This window comes from Aureimonas phyllosphaerae (assembly GCF_047943035.1).
Taxonomy (GTDB): Bacteria; Pseudomonadota; Alphaproteobacteria; order Rhizobiales; family Rhizobiaceae; genus Aureimonas; species Aureimonas phyllosphaerae.
In genome coordinates, this window is record NZ_CP181348.1 from 1,414,024 (window position 1) to 1,426,727 (window position 12,704).

21 protein-coding genes are annotated in these 12,704 nt (G+C 65.0%); 9 read left to right on the forward strand and 12 right to left on the reverse strand.

Annotation, left to right across the window (positions count from 1 at the left end; all coding sequences use genetic code 11):
* Nucleotide 1: 1 nt before the first annotated feature.
* From ACLNGM_RS06510 to ACLNGM_RS06520, 3 genes are all read right to left on the reverse strand, one after another.
* Nucleotides 2–2,038 carry an ABC transporter permease gene (locus tag ACLNGM_RS06510; protein ID WP_416358399.1) on the reverse strand — a complete coding sequence of 679 codons (2,037 nt, stop codon included), beginning with the start codon at nucleotides 2,036–2,038 and terminating at the stop codon, nucleotides 2–4.
* A 56-nt stretch (nucleotides 2,039–2,094) separates the two neighbouring features.
* Nucleotides 2,095–3,648 carry a sugar ABC transporter ATP-binding protein gene (locus ACLNGM_RS06515; protein ID WP_416357685.1) on the reverse strand — a complete coding sequence of 518 codons (1,554 nt, stop codon included), beginning with the start codon at nucleotides 3,646–3,648 and terminating at the stop codon, nucleotides 2,095–2,097.
* A 110-nt stretch (nucleotides 3,649–3,758) separates the two neighbouring features.
* The gene (locus ACLNGM_RS06520) at nucleotides 3,759–4,826 is read right to left on the reverse strand and encodes a sugar ABC transporter substrate-binding protein (protein WP_416358400.1); all 1,068 of its coding nucleotides are present in this window, start codon (nucleotides 4,824–4,826) and stop codon (nucleotides 3,759–3,761) included.
* Nucleotides 4,827–5,017: 191 nt separating this feature from the next.
* On the opposite strand from ACLNGM_RS06520, the gene ACLNGM_RS06525 reads away from it, so the two are divergent.
* A complete protein-coding gene (locus tag ACLNGM_RS06525; protein WP_416357686.1) occupies nucleotides 5,018–5,695 on the forward strand; it encodes a GntR family transcriptional regulator in 678 nt (225 codons plus the stop codon).
* 196 nt (nucleotides 5,696–5,891) lie between these two features.
* On the forward strand, nucleotides 5,892–6,107 hold the full coding sequence (locus ACLNGM_RS06530) for a MucR family transcriptional regulator (RefSeq protein ID WP_416357687.1): 216 nt from the start codon (nucleotides 5,892–5,894) through the stop codon (nucleotides 6,105–6,107).
* Between the two features lie 50 nt (nucleotides 6,108–6,157).
* Here the strand turns inward: ACLNGM_RS06530 and ACLNGM_RS06535 are convergent, their stop codons facing one another.
* The 5 genes from ACLNGM_RS06535 to ACLNGM_RS06555 all read right to left on the reverse strand — a co-directional run bounded on the left by ACLNGM_RS06535 (nucleotide 6,158) and on the right by ACLNGM_RS06555 (nucleotide 7,840).
* Complete coding sequence (locus ACLNGM_RS06535) at nucleotides 6,158–6,652, reverse strand: hypothetical protein (RefSeq protein ID WP_416357688.1); 495 nt, start codon at nucleotides 6,650–6,652, stop codon at nucleotides 6,158–6,160.
* A gap of 321 nt (nucleotides 6,653–6,973) precedes the next feature.
* Nucleotides 6,974–7,201 carry a hypothetical protein gene (locus ACLNGM_RS06540; protein ID WP_416357689.1) on the reverse strand — a complete coding sequence of 76 codons (228 nt, stop codon included), beginning with the start codon at nucleotides 7,199–7,201 and terminating at the stop codon, nucleotides 6,974–6,976.
* Complete coding sequence (locus ACLNGM_RS06545; RefSeq protein WP_416357690.1) at nucleotides 7,198–7,368, reverse strand: hypothetical protein; 171 nt, start codon at nucleotides 7,366–7,368, stop codon at nucleotides 7,198–7,200. The genes ACLNGM_RS06540 and ACLNGM_RS06545 overlap by 4 nt, the downstream gene beginning before the upstream one ends.
* On the reverse strand, nucleotides 7,365–7,565 hold the full coding sequence (locus ACLNGM_RS06550; RefSeq protein WP_416357691.1) for a hypothetical protein: 201 nt from the start codon (nucleotides 7,563–7,565) through the stop codon (nucleotides 7,365–7,367). Before ACLNGM_RS06550 ends, ACLNGM_RS06545 begins: the two co-directional genes overlap by 4 nt.
* Nucleotides 7,566–7,621: 56 nt before the next feature.
* The gene (locus ACLNGM_RS06555; RefSeq protein ID WP_416357692.1) at nucleotides 7,622–7,840 is read right to left on the reverse strand and encodes a hypothetical protein; all 219 of its coding nucleotides are present in this window, start codon (nucleotides 7,838–7,840) and stop codon (nucleotides 7,622–7,624) included.
* 364 nt (nucleotides 7,841–8,204) lie between these two features.
* Between ACLNGM_RS06555 and ACLNGM_RS06560 the strand changes: the two genes are divergently transcribed.
* Together ACLNGM_RS06560 and ACLNGM_RS06565 are read left to right on the forward strand one after the other, a co-directional pair.
* A complete protein-coding gene (locus ACLNGM_RS06560; RefSeq protein WP_055889324.1) occupies nucleotides 8,205–8,414 on the forward strand; it encodes a cold-shock protein in 210 nt (69 codons plus the stop codon).
* 23 nt (nucleotides 8,415–8,437) lie between these two features.
* A complete protein-coding gene (locus tag ACLNGM_RS06565) occupies nucleotides 8,438–8,764 on the forward strand; it encodes a hypothetical protein (protein WP_416357693.1) in 327 nt (108 codons plus the stop codon).
* A gap of 9 nt (nucleotides 8,765–8,773) precedes the next feature.
* On the opposite strand, the gene ACLNGM_RS06570 is transcribed toward ACLNGM_RS06565, so the two are convergent.
* The gene (locus tag ACLNGM_RS06570) at nucleotides 8,774–9,085 is read right to left on the reverse strand and encodes a hypothetical protein (protein WP_416357694.1); all 312 of its coding nucleotides are present in this window, start codon (nucleotides 9,083–9,085) and stop codon (nucleotides 8,774–8,776) included.
* A gap of 111 nt (nucleotides 9,086–9,196) precedes the next feature.
* The gene (locus ACLNGM_RS06575) at nucleotides 9,197–9,394 is read right to left on the reverse strand and encodes a hypothetical protein (RefSeq protein ID WP_416357695.1); all 198 of its coding nucleotides are present in this window, start codon (nucleotides 9,392–9,394) and stop codon (nucleotides 9,197–9,199) included.
* Nucleotides 9,395–9,503: 109 nt separating this feature from the next.
* Between ACLNGM_RS06575 and ACLNGM_RS06580 the strand changes: the two genes are divergently transcribed.
* The 4 genes from ACLNGM_RS06580 to ACLNGM_RS06595 all read left to right on the forward strand — a co-directional run bounded on the left by ACLNGM_RS06580 (nucleotide 9,504) and on the right by ACLNGM_RS06595 (nucleotide 11,392).
* Nucleotides 9,504–9,797, forward strand: coding sequence for a DUF3572 domain-containing protein (locus tag ACLNGM_RS06580; protein WP_416357696.1), 294 nt, complete (start codon nucleotides 9,504–9,506; stop codon nucleotides 9,795–9,797).
* A gap of 149 nt (nucleotides 9,798–9,946) precedes the next feature.
* Nucleotides 9,947–10,072, forward strand: coding sequence for a hypothetical protein (locus ACLNGM_RS06585; RefSeq protein WP_416357697.1), 126 nt, complete (start codon nucleotides 9,947–9,949; stop codon nucleotides 10,070–10,072).
* A complete protein-coding gene (locus ACLNGM_RS06590) occupies nucleotides 10,051–10,647 on the forward strand; it encodes a DUF488 family protein (RefSeq protein ID WP_416357698.1) in 597 nt (198 codons plus the stop codon). Before ACLNGM_RS06585 ends, ACLNGM_RS06590 begins: the two co-directional genes overlap by 22 nt.
* A complete protein-coding gene (locus ACLNGM_RS06595) occupies nucleotides 10,607–11,392 on the forward strand; it encodes a hypothetical protein (RefSeq protein ID WP_416357699.1) in 786 nt (261 codons plus the stop codon). The genes ACLNGM_RS06590 and ACLNGM_RS06595 overlap by 41 nt, the downstream gene beginning before the upstream one ends.
* On the opposite strand, the gene ACLNGM_RS06600 is transcribed toward ACLNGM_RS06595, so the two are convergent.
* Complete coding sequence (locus tag ACLNGM_RS06600) at nucleotides 11,389–11,682, reverse strand: transcriptional regulator (protein WP_416357700.1); 294 nt, start codon at nucleotides 11,680–11,682, stop codon at nucleotides 11,389–11,391. The two genes, ACLNGM_RS06595 and ACLNGM_RS06600, sit on opposite strands and share 4 nt — an antisense overlap.
* A gap of 89 nt (nucleotides 11,683–11,771) precedes the next feature.
* Here ACLNGM_RS06600 and ACLNGM_RS06605 point away from each other — a divergent pair, with 89 nt between their 5' ends.
* Entirely contained in the window at nucleotides 11,772–12,089 is a 318-nt protein-coding gene (locus tag ACLNGM_RS06605) for a hypothetical protein (RefSeq protein ID WP_416357701.1), read from the forward strand.
* A 96-nt stretch (nucleotides 12,090–12,185) separates the two neighbouring features.
* On the opposite strand, the gene ACLNGM_RS06610 is transcribed toward ACLNGM_RS06605, so the two are convergent.
* Nucleotides 12,186–12,698 carry a MucR family transcriptional regulator gene (locus ACLNGM_RS06610; protein WP_416357702.1) on the reverse strand — a complete coding sequence of 171 codons (513 nt, stop codon included), beginning with the start codon at nucleotides 12,696–12,698 and terminating at the stop codon, nucleotides 12,186–12,188.
* Nucleotides 12,699–12,704: the final 6 nt, after the last annotated feature.

The following is a 12,704-nucleotide window of genomic DNA, read 5'->3' on the forward strand; positions in this document are numbered from 1 at the left end:
ATCAGGTCCTTTTCTCACGGAGGGCGATGACGGCCGCGAGGACGACGCAGCCGAAGAAGATGGCGCGGAAGGCGTAAGGGAGCGTCGTCCCGGCGAGCAGCGTCTGGAGCGCGGTGAGGAGGAGCGCCCCGCCGACCATGCCGAGGAAGTGCCCGCGCCCGCCGGTGATGAGCGCGCCGCCGACGACCACGATCGCGATCGAGGGCAGAAGGTAGTCGTCGCCCATGCCAAGGCTCGCCTGGCCGGAGAAGCCGGTGAGGAGGATGCCGACCAGCGCCGCGCAGAGCGCCGACAGGACGTAGACGCCGACGATCACCCGCCCCGTCCGCACGCCCGACAGGCGCGCCGCCTCCAGGCTGTTGCCGACGGCGTAGACCCGCCGCCCGAAGGCGGTCCGCGACAGGAGAAGCGTGCCGAGCACCAGGAAGACGGCGAGAGCCAGGAGGACCGGGGTGATGGGTCCGAGCCGCCCGGTCATCAGCCAGCGCAGGGCCGGCGAGGCGAAGCCGGACGGCGTGCCGCCGGAATAGAGAAGCGCGATGCCCTGCAGGATGCCGTTGGCCGCCAGCGTGACGACGATCGGGGAGAGCCCGAGCGCCACGACGCCGAGCCCGTTGAACAGACCGATCAGCGCGGCGAGCCCCAGGACCGCCGGCACGGCATAGAGGAGCGCCGCGTCCGACCCTTGCACGATGCCGGCGAGGAGGATGCCGGACAGGCCGATGGTCCAGGGCACCGACAGGTCGAGCCCGCCCGTCAGGATCACCGAGCCCTGGCCGAGCGCGAGGACGACGAGAAAGGTCGAGAGCACGAGGAGCGAGTTCCAGAAGCTCCAGCTCGCCAGGGTGTTGCCGAGCAGAACCTGCGTGACGACCAGCACGATGGCGAGGCAGGCATAGGCGGGCACGGCATAGCGAAGGGTGCGCCCGTGCCGCTGCAGGACGCCGGGTTCGGCGATCCGGTCGCCGACGGGTCGGCCTTGCGCACGCCCGGCGACGAAGGGGAGCTTCCGGTCGTCTTGCGGGCGCTGCGAGACATGCGTGCCTGCGCGCCTTGCCCGAGCGACGCCCGACAGGCGGCGGATCTGCTCGACGAGGACGCTGTCGCGCGCGCAGGAGCCGATCAGCACCGCCGCGAGCAGCACGCCGCCCTCGGCGATGGTCGAGAAATAGGCCGAGACGTTGAGCGCCAGAAGGATGTTGACGACGATCATCAGCACGAAGGCGCCGAAGATCGTGCCGACGAGCCCGCCCTTGCCGCCGCCGAGCCGGGTGCCGCCGATGACGACCGCCGCGAACATCGAAAGGAGGAGCGAGTTGCCGACGAGCGGGTCGCCCGAGCCGGTCTGCGCGCTGACGAAGACGCCCGACAGGCCGTAGAAGCCCCCGGCCAGCACGTATGCGCTGAAGCGCACGAGCGGCACGCTGACGCCGGTGGCGGCCGCCGCATGGGGGTCGCCGCCGACGGCGTAGAGCGCGACGCCCAGCCATGTCTTCTTCAGCCAGAGCCAGAACAGGGCGGCGAGACCGAGGAGCACGAGCGAGGCGGGCAGGACCTCCGGGATCGCGTCGCCCATGTAGAGATTGCCGAGCGAAGGCGAGACGAAGCCGCCGGGCTGGTCGAGGACGAGGAGCGTCAGCCCCTGCACGATGAACATCGTCGACAGGGTCACGACGATCGGCTGCAGGCGCAGCACGGCGACGAAGAAGCCGTTGAAGGCACCGACCGCCATGCCGACCGCGATGCCGGCGAGCGTCCAGACGAGGACGGAGGCTTCCATGTCGGCCGGGTCCATGGTGGCCGCAAGTACCGCGTTGACGAGCGAGATGACGGCGCCCGCCGACAGGTCGAAGCCGCCCGACAGCACGACCAGCGTCTGGCCCATGGCGGCCAGGGCCAAGGGCGTCGCGCCGCTCGCCTGGAACGAGACGTCGAAATAGGTCATCGGACCGGGGCTGATCGCGTCGACCAGCGCGAAAAGGGCGGCAAAGACCAGGAGCGCGACGAGGGCTGCGCGGTTGCGGCCGAGCCAGCGCATCGGCGGCGAGGCCGCGCGCGCCGGGGCCGGCCGGCCGATGGATGCGAGGGGGCGGCTCATGCGGCGACCCCGGCGACGGGACCGGGCATCGCGGCGCCGCCGAGCGCTGCGCCCATGATGGCGCGCTCGTCGATCTCGTCCGTCTCCAGCCGCGCGGCGATGCGACCCTCGTAGAGCACGACGACGCGATCGCTGAGATGGACGAGCTCGGGAATCTCGGTCGAATGGAAGAGCACGGCGCCGCCCGCATCGGCGAAGGCGCGCATCAGGTCGTAGAGCTGGTGCTTGGTGCCGACGTCGATGCCGCGCGTCGGATCGAAGAGGAGGAGGACGCGGCTTTCGGCGACCAGCCACTTGGCGATCGCGATCTTCTGCTGGTTGCCGCCCGAGAAGGCGCCGGCCTCGGTGAAGGAGGCGACGGGCGAGACGTCTACGACGGAGAAGACGGCCTCGGTCGCGGCCCGTTCGGCCTCGCCGTCGATCAGCCCGCCGCGCCGAAAGCGTCCGATGACGGGCAGGCTGGCATTGGTGGTGCCGTCGAGCTTGAGGAACAGCCCTTGCGTCTTGCGATCCTCCGGCAGGAAGCCGATGCGCAGCGAGGGGTGGAGGGCGTCGGCGGGCGTCGAGAGATGGACCGGCCGGTCGTCCACCCAGATCTCGCCGCCAGTCGCGGGCACCGCGCCGAAGCAGGCGGAGAAGAGATCGAGCTGGCCCATACCCTGAAGCGCGGCGACGCCGAGAATCTCGCCCGGCCGCAGCTGAAGGTCGACATCGCGAAGCTTCGGACCCGCGCACAGGCCGCGCGTCTCGAGCACCGGCGCGGGCGGGACCGCCGCGCTCGTCCGCCGGCGCGGCGGGAAGGTCTGGTCGAGCGAGCGGCCGATGATGAGTTCCACCACCTCATCGTCGGAGAAGTCGCAAACCGCGCCGCTGGCGATGTGGCGGCCGTTGCGCAGGATCGTCATGCTTTCGCAGAACGCCCGCACCTCCGGCATGCGGTGGGAGATGAAGAGGACGGTGACGCCGCGCGAGGTCGCATCGGCGATGATGCGCCCGAGCCAGTCCACGTCACCGCCGGCGAGCGCCGACGTCGGCTCGTCGAGGAGCAGGATGCGCGGATCGCGAAAGAGCGCGCGGGCGATCTCGATCTTCTGGCGCATGGCGAGATCGAGGCGGCCCGCCTCGGCATGAAGGTCGACCGCCATCCTGAGCCGCTCGAAATGGGCGGCGACGCGCTGCGCGACGGACCGGCGCTTCAGCGTGCCGAGCCAGCCGGTCGGGGCGGTCGGCAGGAGCATGTTGTCGAGCACCGAGAGGTCGCGCACCAGGGTCAGTTCCTGGAAGGCTGTGCGGATGCCGGCACGGTGCGCGTCCTTCGGACTGGCGAGGCGCCGCAGGTCGCCGTCGATGCGGATCTGGCCGGCGTCGGGCTCGATCAGGCCGGACAGGAGCTTCATCGTCGTGGACTTGCCCGCGCCGTTCTCGCCGAGCAGCGCGTGTGCCGCGCCGGTCGCGACGGAGAAGCTGACGTCGGTCACGGCCTTGGTCGCGCCGAAGGCTTTCGACACGGCTTCGAACGTGATGGCGGGCGGCGGGGACGACCGGGACATGGCACTCTCGTCGCGCGGAAGGGGCGCGCGCGACGGGGCGGCGCGCGCAAGGCATGCTCGGGGGATGGACGGGCCGACCTCTGGCCGAGCCCGTCTGCCGGCTCGGCGGCTCAGTTCTCGGGCTGGCCGACGAGCGCGGCGTTGAGGCCGACCTCCGGCGTCTCGGCCGAGAAGATCGACGCGAACCAGCCGGGATTGGCGACGATCGACGGCTTGAAGACGTTGCAGCCGTTCTTCATCTCTTCCCAGGTGCCGGTCTCGCAGAGCTTGACCGTGTCGTTGGTGACGGTGGGCAGCGGCAGCGTCGTGTGATGCGGCACCTCCGTCTTGCCGTCGAGCATCTGGACCGCGAGCTTCAGCGCATAGGCGCCGGAGTAGGGCGGCGAGGCGTAGGAGAAGCGCGGCGCGCCGAGCGGGGCGTAGGGGCCGTCAGCGCCCTCGACCTCGGTGCCCTTCGGCAGCATCTGGATGCGCCCACCGTTGGAGCCTTCGCCCGCGCAGGGCTTCAGCTGCTCGGCGGTGCGGCCGGCCTCGAGCTGCATGGCGTTGGCGGTGTAGCAGCCGACCTGCATCCAGAGCCCGTCGATCCCGTCCCAATTGCGCGTGGCCAGCAGCTTCGACAATTCGGTGCGGGCGACGGCCTGGCTCCAGAGGCCGACGGCCTCGCCGACGATCTTGATGTCCGGGTGCTTGGCGAAGACCTCTTTCGCCGCCGCCGTGCGGGCCGTGTCGACCGAGGTGCCGGGCACGCCGGTGACGAGCACGATGTTGCCCTTGCCGCCGAGCTTGTCGGCCAGCCATTCGGCGGTGCGGCGTCCGGCTTCGGCCTGGTCGATCGTCACGTTGTAGGCGCAGGGCTCGGTGATCTCGGCATCGTAGGCGACGATCTTCACGCCCTTGGCGCAGGCGTTCTTGACCACCTGGTTGAGGGCCGTCGGCGAGATCGGATAGATCACGATCGCCTTCGCCCCGGCTTGGACCATGGCGTTGATCTGCTGAATCTGGCGCTGGGCGTTGGGACCGGCGACCTGCACCTCGAGGTCGACCTTATCCTTCATGTCAGCGGAGGCGGCCATGGCCTTGACCATGTTGGCGGCCTCGGCCTGCCAGTCGTTGCCGATGTAGCTCATCGACAGGTAGACCTTGTGCTTCTCCTGAGCGACGGCGGGCAGCGTCATCAGAGCCGAAAGGCCGAGCGCCGTCGCCAGCGCCCCGTAATGGGTCGCAAACGTCATGATGTCCTCCCAAACACCGCCCCGAGCCGTCTCTCCAGCAGCTTTCTCGGCGTGCATTTTGATTTTAGATCAAAAATCGAAAGGTACTACAAGAGGTCCTGTTCGACCTTTATGGTGGGCCAGCGAAGCAGTGCGTGTGGGATCAGGAAATGTCAGCTATTCGAGGAAGCGTTACGCCACTGCGCAAGGAGACACTGCAGGATGGCGTATTTCGTCGTCTCTGCGGGCTGATTCTCGAAGGCGGCATTGCCCCCGGTCAGTCGATCACGGTCGCCAGCCTTGCGGAGGCATTCGATGTCAGCCCGATGCCGGTGCGAGAGGCACTCACTCGTCTGACCGCAATCGGAGCCCTGACGGTGGTTTCGGGTCGCACGATCGGCATCCCGAAGCTGACGCGGGAGCGGTTGGACGATCTGACCCGGGTCCGTCTTGAGGTTGAGAGCACTGCGGTTCGTTGGGCGAGCGAGCGGTCAAATCCACAGTTCCTCGCGGAACTCGCGCCGATCCTGGAACGCCTACGTCTCGCAGAGCGCACTGCCGACGCAACGCTCTACGTCGGCGCCAACTACGACCTTCATTTCCGGATTTACCGGCAGGCCTCGTCACCCGTGCTCGTTGGCATGGTCGAAGTGCTTTGGCTGCAAATCAGCCCGTACTTCCACCTTTTGCGGGAATCGGGGAACTTCCACATATCGAACGATCGCCATGAGGAACTTTTCGACGCGCTGGGGGCATCAGGCGCGGATCGCGCCGTCGGCGCTCTCCAAGCCGATATCAACGGGGCATACCGTGTTCTCAGTGATCTGATTTAGGTCTACGAATCAACTACCTCGGATGCATCATCGAGGAAGCAGGGATCGTCGGCCTGCCTGACTTTTGAGCCTGCGGCGCCTGCTGGCGTCAGTGGCTTCCGTCCCGCGTGACGATCGATAAACACGGCCTATCGTGTGAAGCTGCCGACCGGTGCGGCGATCGACGGACGATCCGGCCGTGCCGATCGCGGAGTCCGTGACGCCCGACTACATCGTGTCCCTGGAGACGGGTCAGCGGTTCAAGGTGCTCGAGCGGCATGTGCGCTCGCTCGGCCTGACGCCTGCGGGCTACCGCCGGCGGTGGGGCCTGCCGAAGGATTATCCGATGGCCGCGCCGAACTACGCGGCGTTTCGCAGCGGGATCGGCCGGGCGTTGGGGCGACGAGAATTAGCGTCGGTTACAGCGTTCTGACTCACGCTTTCGAAGATCCGCCATTCGACAGATAAGTCTGCAATCGAAGCCTACGGGCCAAGAGCCAGCATGTCCGGACCATCGGCACTGTTCAGAACGTCCATCATACGCTCCGCGTCAGGCAGGCTCATCCTGGCCATATCGACGTCGTTGATCGAGACCGTCTCTCCCGTGGCGGCGGAGGTCACCGTCCAGGTACCCTGGTCGTCCCGCGTGATCGCGTAGGCTGCCGCCATCTGGGGTCTGGAAAAGAAATCGATGCCGAACCGACGCGAGGGGCGGTGTGACGGCAGCAAATCGGACGGTGGAAAATCTGGATGATCGAACAAGTCTTCGATCTCGCCGCCCTCGTAGTGCGCTGTTTCCGTGTCGATCGTGCATTGGAAACGCTTCTCGCTCTTGTCTGCGACCAGAAACCGGACTGCCGCATCGAGAGTGGCGAACTTTCGAAACCTCAGTGACCCTTTCGGCATCTGCCGCTTGGCGGACGCGCACCAGAAAACCTCGGCCGGCCGCGTGTAGTCGATCGTCTTCGCGCCGCTCATTTGCCTGACCCCACCGTCCTATCGGGAAGACAGATCGCGGCAGCAGCGTCCTCTCGCTCCATGCGCCCCGCTCGAAGCAAAAGGGACTTCGCACGCGTCGCCCGGGCAGCGGCGGTCACCGCTTCGAAGGTCGACGGGGGTGATGCTGAGGAGGCCCCCGTCTTGAAGAGCTTGTTGGCAGCGTTGAGTGCATGGAAGCGGGTCATCAGAGACACCTTTCGAAAATGCAGGGAATGGTTCGCCGAAAGCAAACTTCGCTGGGGTTGCAGGCAGCGGGCTCGGGTCGCTTCAGTCCGCCGGCCCCAGGCGTTTGATGTTGGCTCAAACGATGGTCCTGTAGCGGTCGATCAGGCTCTCGAACGATCCACCGGTCATCGCTGCTTCCATCGTGTCGATGGCGGCTTCGATCTTCTCACGCACCATCAGGCTTGCTTCGTCGATGGCCTGTGGCCCGCCAAGTCCAAGACGGTAGAGCCGGAGATGCATCGCCTGCTGCGATTCCATCGCGAGAAGCACGAGGTTCGCGGCGAACCCGTACATGACGTTCAAGTCGACGTTCCACCTGCATCGCGAAGTGTGGCGAGATCCGCCATGGCGCGCCACGTGGCCTCTGCTTCGCTGTGCTTCTTCTGTACGTTCGCGAGCGAGGCGTCGGCTGCGGCCACTCGGGACTCGTCCGCTCGATCGAGATAGAACTGCGCGAGCGAGGGCTTCATGATGGTACTCCGACCGTCGAGGTCGGCATGCGGATCGCATTCGCCTGGTCCTCAAGTTCCATGCGAATCCTGCGAAGCCGCTTCTCGGCCATCGAGGTGACGATGGTCCGCATCTCCGAGCTTTGAAGTCCGGGGAAGAGTTCGATGACGAGCTTCAAATGGGCAGCCCGTGTGGGAGCGAAGCGGGAAACGGACATGCGAAACCTCCTGGATGAATGAGTTCGGTGGGTTGATGGCCAGCGCCGAAGCGGGCCTAGAAGGTCTTGCCTTCCATCCAGGCATGAACCTCCTCTTCGACGTCAGCCTTCGGTCGACCCGAGCGGTCGCGCACCATCGTGGCGAGTTGCTGCTCGTTGTGGATAGTCGTGACGTCGAAGCGGGTCAGGAAGGGCCAGCGCTGCTGCGCTTCAGCCATGTAGCCGCGTTTGCGCGCGACGGTCTCGCCGCTCTCGCCGCCTTGGTATCCGAACATGGGACTGGCTCCGTAGGGCGGAAGCGCCAGAGGCACGGGCGGCGGAGGATCTCGCCAGGCCGTATTTCTTCAACGCCCTCGCAATAGAGATAGTCCTGATCTCTCGAATAGCAAACGCCGATTGCCTAAATTCGACGAACCGGATCGATTCTGCGGTATGGAATGGAAAATCGATGCCAGATTTATTTCTAGACATCCTTGTAAATCGGATGGCGAGAGCGTAGTTTTCTCTGATCGAACTTTGGTAGTCGATCTTATTTTTGGCGCTTAGGCGCCCGAGCGATCCTCTTTCTCACTGTCGATCTACGCATCGGAGCGCACACGGTGCTGCGAGCAATTCGCCTTGTTTTGAAGGGGCATCATCATGGCCACTGGAACCGTCAAGTTCTTTAACGACACCAAGGGTTTCGGCTTCATCGCTCCCGAAGACGGCAGCACCGACGTCTTCGTCCACATCTCCGCGCTGGAGCGCTCCGGCATCCGCGGACTTGCCGAAGGGCAGAAGGTCAGCTTCGAGGTCGTCGCCGACCGCCGCTCCGGCAAGAACGCGGCCGAGAATCTTCAGGTTCTCTGAGATGATCCATCCCAGGACCACGGATGGACCTGCATGGGAGCTGGAAATGGGGAAAGGTCGGGCGCTGCCCGGCCTTTTGTCGTTCTGAGATGCAGGACCCTCAACCCGTCATTCTCCTGTGGGGCGACGAGCAGATCAAACCCTCTCCGGCCTCATGGCGTCGAGACGAAGGCGAGCGCTGGCCGAACCTGAACGAAGCGATCGCGTTCGCCATGGCCATGCGATACGACAAGGCTGCAAAGGGTCTGCACCCGTGGATCTGGACGTCGAGCGGCAGCATCTATTCGCCCGCGACGATCAATACGATGGCAGAAGTGCTGTATCGCAACACGCGCCTAGCTCAGGAATAGTCGTGCACGTCAGCCGTCCGTAGAGTTGTCCCCACGGAGCGCGGCCAGCAGTATATCTTGCTGATTGTAGATCGCGTCCAGAATCCATTTACGTGCAGCCGTCGCATCAGCGATGTCCTGGCGCATGAGAACCTTCAGTTCGGTCCGCCCGGCTTGGGTGCAAACGGCAGCGGTAAACGTCTCCAAGTTTCCGAACCATCGATCGCACTCAACCAGCAATGTCGTCAGTTGGCGGAGCGGTAGCGCTTCCAGCGCGGAAGCGTCCGGGTAGACTACGGCAACAGGTAGATGGCTTCGGTGCGGCATGGTGGACCAGCGCAAGAGGGAAGCCATTCGGAGGCTGTGGTGGAGGAAGGCACGTCTCGACCATGAGTTCCCATCCCGCTGCTCGCGCACGCCAATGAGTGCGTTTCTTACGTCGTTTGCCCTACGTCACGACCTAAGCCTCCGACGGACGTAGCCGGCCGAGATCCGCTCCGCATACGCCTCCTGCAGCGACCGCTGGCCGAGGATGAGCGCCTTGATTGCCACCATCGGATCGCCCCCGGCGACCCGCAGCGCGTCGCCGGCCGCCTCGTCAAGATCGTCCTTCAATGGCAGGTCCGTGATCCGTTCGGCCAGCTTCGACATCGTCCGTCTCCTGCGATTCGCTCTGTGGATCATGACTCCAAAGACGGTTGCAGGGAAGCTTTTGTTCCTATTTTGTTCTGATCGATAGGAATCGAACCGGAGCTTCCCCATGCTCGACCGCCGCCTCGCCAAGCCCGTAACCGTCGACGCCGAACAACTCGCGATCGATGCTCTCGGCTATATCGCCAGCGAGCCCGACCTGATGAAGCGCTTCCTGGACCTGACGGGGATCGAGGCCGACGGGATCCGGGAGGCCGCAGCGGCTCCGGGTTTCTTCGTCGGCGTGCTCGACTTCCTGCTGGCGAACGAGAACGACGTCGTCGCCTTCAGCCATGCGACCGGGACGGCGCTCGAGACGGTTCAGATCGCAAGGGACAAGCTGGACCGCGGCCCGACCGGCTGAGCGTCGTGGTTCAGCGGATCCGGGACTTCGCGGAAGGGCTGCGGAAAGGGCTTGGCATCGTCATCGAATGCCGGTCCTGCGGGAAGCGTGTCACCTACCGCTGCTAGGATTTCGTCGGCTACATCCGCCCAGCAGCCGAGATCGAGGCCTTGCGCTGGCGTTGCGCCTGGTGCCGGACGCCGGCCGACAGCGCGCGATACGTTCTCGTCGAGAAGATGGACCGGCAGGATCTCGCGCAGTGGAAGGCGCCGCCGTGGCTGAAGCGGCGCTCATGAGCGGACTTGAATTTCTCTCCGTGTCAGCCTCGTGGTTTAAAGCAGCGGGAGAACGCCCGGAGAATGGTATGCATCCCAAGATTGCAACGATCGGCTACGAGGGCAGCACGCTCCAAGCTCTGCTAGGCGCGCTTGAGGCTGCTGACGTCCAAACTCTTGTGGACGTCCGCGCCGTGCCTTTATCGCGTAAGCCAGGCTTTTCGAAGCAAGCACTACGAGCTGGTGTCGAAAGCGTGGGGCTCGATTATCTGCACCTGCGGGACCTCGGAAATCCTAAGGAGGGGAGAGAGGCAGCGAAGGTCGGTGGCATGCCTGCGTTCGCGAGCATTTACGAAGCGCATTTGGTTTCCACTCCAGCCCAAACTGCCCTCGGCGAATTGGCCGCTCTCGCTCAGGAGCGCCGTGTTTGCCTTCTCTGCTTCGAAGCGGATCCTTTGACCTGCCACCGCCTACTTGTCGCACGTGCGCTGGTTGCAAAAGCGGGCGGCACGATTGAGCATCTTCACCCACAGGCGTCCCGATTCGGATCAGGCCATGGGCATCACCGAAAGCAGCTCTCCAGCGCTCTCAGGTAAAGGAGACGCCTTCATCATCGTGAAGGCGACCCCAAACGTCAGCACGCGCCACGGCGAAACCGTGTGCTGCGCGGCGATCGATACGTACCGGAATTGGTATCGCCTGTACCCCGTCTCGTTTCGACACCTCAACGAGGCCAAGCGGTTTGGCAGATGGGATCGCGTTCAGTTCACATGGCGGAAGCCAAAGGACGACAACCGTCCTGAGAGTCGGCGGATCGATCAGGACACCCTGGAAATCACTGGAACGCTGCCACAAAAATCACGTGCCAGTTTTCTGGCGAATTCGTGCGTTCGGAGCCTGAAGGCTGAACGAGAAGCAGGGCGGACGCTGGCGCTACTCCGTCCGGAGATCATTGATTTCTCCTATCGCCGGCGTCCTGACGATGAACTGCAAGAGGCGGCGAAGCGCCTGGCGGCCGCGCGAGCGCAACAGGACATGTTTGCCGTCAAGAACCTGCTTCCATACGAGCCCTGTCCATACCGCTTCGTCTATCAATACCGTGATGACGATGGCGAACATGAGGGCACGTGCCAAGATTGGGAGACGGAGGCGACCTTCTTCCACTGGCAGAGGCAATACGGTGAGCAGAAGGCCTTGCTCGAAATGCAGCGTGTGTTTGGGGAGGAGTACCCTAAGAGGGGCATGGTCCTAGCGATGGGCACGCATTCGCGCTGGCCCGATCGCTGGCTCGTAAACGGAGTTGTCCGCCTGGACGAGACCGCCCAAACTTCGTTCCTCTAGTCGTCGTTCGTCGCGTCGAGCTCGTTAGTCCGCTTGCCCTTGTCGTAAGGACCAGACCGGTCCCGCAGCCGCACCCCGGCCCCGCCGCCATTCTCCGGGATGAACTCCACGCCGGCCGCCTCGAGCGCTGCGCGGATGGCAGCGACTGTGCGGGGCTGCGCAGCCAACAGGCCGGGCGACGTCTCTAGACGCTTGATCGACGGCAGGGACACGGCCGAAGCGTTCGCGAGATCCCGCTGCTCCCAGCGGATCAATGCTCGGGCTGCCCGCACCTGTTCGCTGGTAATCATCGTCCGCGCAGCCTCGTAATACCTGAGGTATTGACAGTGCCGCAGGCACCGAATAAGTCCTGAGGTATCACAGCAGGAGTTAAGCAGCAATGAACGCCACCACCCCTGTCGCTTCGATCGCCACGCCCGCCGGATCCGACCCGCTCTTAGCGGCCGTCCTCAACTTCAACGCCGAGGCCGATCGGCTGGACAGCGCCCCGGGCGACGACCAAGCGGACGACGATCGGTTCGCCGCGGTTATGGACGACCTCTGCGACAACACGCCGGAGTGCACGTCGGATGAAGGCGCCTTCGCGGCCTTGGCGCTGGCCGCAAGCCAGATTGAGCACAGCGTGCACAGCGATTTCCACGACGCGCTCGTCGCAGTCGTCCTGGACTACGCGCACCGCCGGCAGTGCGACGCCTGACCGGCCGTCGGAGATCGAGAGGAGGAGGGGCCGCTTTATGCGGCCCTTCTTGCGTTCATGGTGGCCCCGTTCGAAAGGCGAGACCGGCGAAATCCGTCAGGCGTCCGCCTTCGCGCGGGCCTTCGTGGGCCGCTTGGCCTTCGACAGAGCCGTCGGCTCCGGCACCGCCGCCGGTTCGGACACAACAGCTTCGTCCGCCGTAGCCTCTGCCGGGGCAGTGCGCTTGCGGCCCAGACCCAACGCCTTGGCCACTTCGGCGCGACGCTTCGAATAGTTCGGTGCGACCATCGGGTAATCAGCCTTCAGCCCGTACCGCTCGCGATAGGTCTCAGGCGTCAGGCCATGCGTCGCGAGGTGACGGCGAAGCGCCTTGTAGGGCTTCCCGTCGATCATGCTGACGATGACTTCGGGATCCGCCAAGCTCTTCCGCGCGCTGACGGCGCCCTGGTATTCCTCCAGAGCCTCTGCAGGCGCTGGCGCTGCTTCGACCGGCGGATCGATCATGCCGACGAGAGCCGCGTGACTGTTCTTCAGGAAGGTATGGACATCCTCGGGAGCGACCCGCGTGTTCGGGTTTGAGAGCCACGCAGTCGTGATCTCGACGGCCAACTCGAC

What these genes read in the sequence shown, in the direction of transcription:
- ACLNGM_RS06535 (WP_416357688.1), bottom strand. Translation starts at nt 6,652, where the DNA reads ATGAGCGGCGCGAAGACGATCGACTACACGCGGCCGGCCGAGGTTTTC.
- ACLNGM_RS06565 (WP_416357693.1), top strand. Translation starts at nt 8,438, where the DNA reads ATGGACCTGCATGGGAGCTGGAAATGGGGAAAGGTCGGGCGCTGCCCG.
- ACLNGM_RS06555 (WP_416357692.1), bottom strand. Translation starts at nt 7,840, where the DNA reads ATGTTCGGATACCAAGGCGGCGAGAGCGGCGAGACCGTCGCGCGCAAA.
- ACLNGM_RS06520 (WP_416358400.1), bottom strand. Translation starts at nt 4,826, where the DNA reads ATGACGCTGCCCGCCGTCGCTCAGGAGAAGCACAAGGTCTACCTGTCG.
- ACLNGM_RS06575 (WP_416357695.1), bottom strand. Translation starts at nt 9,394, where the DNA reads ATGTCGAAGCTGGCCGAACGGATCACGGACCTGCCATTGAAGGACGAT.
- ACLNGM_RS06510 (WP_416358399.1), bottom strand. Translation starts at nt 2,038, where the DNA reads ATGCGCTGGCTCGGCCGCAACCGCGCAGCCCTCGTCGCGCTCCTGGTC.
- ACLNGM_RS06515 (WP_416357685.1), bottom strand. Translation starts at nt 3,648, where the DNA reads ATGTCCCGGTCGTCCCCGCCGCCCGCCATCACGTTCGAAGCCGTGTCG.
- ACLNGM_RS06545 (WP_416357690.1), bottom strand. Translation starts at nt 7,368, where the DNA reads ATGAAGCCCTCGCTCGCGCAGTTCTATCTCGATCGAGCGGACGAGTCC.
- ACLNGM_RS06550 (WP_416357691.1), bottom strand. Translation starts at nt 7,565, where the DNA reads ATGTCCGTTTCCCGCTTCGCTCCCACACGGGCTGCCCATTTGAAGCTC.
- ACLNGM_RS06560 (WP_055889324.1), top strand. Translation starts at nt 8,205, where the DNA reads ATGGCCACTGGAACCGTCAAGTTCTTTAACGACACCAAGGGTTTCGGC.
- ACLNGM_RS06605 (WP_416357701.1), top strand. Translation starts at nt 11,772, where the DNA reads ATGAACGCCACCACCCCTGTCGCTTCGATCGCCACGCCCGCCGGATCC.
- ACLNGM_RS06595 (WP_416357699.1), top strand. Translation starts at nt 10,607, where the DNA reads ATGGGCATCACCGAAAGCAGCTCTCCAGCGCTCTCAGGTAAAGGAGAC.
- ACLNGM_RS06580 (WP_416357696.1), top strand. Translation starts at nt 9,504, where the DNA reads ATGCTCGACCGCCGCCTCGCCAAGCCCGTAACCGTCGACGCCGAACAA.
- ACLNGM_RS06600 (WP_416357700.1), bottom strand. Translation starts at nt 11,682, where the DNA reads ATGATTACCAGCGAACAGGTGCGGGCAGCCCGAGCATTGATCCGCTGG.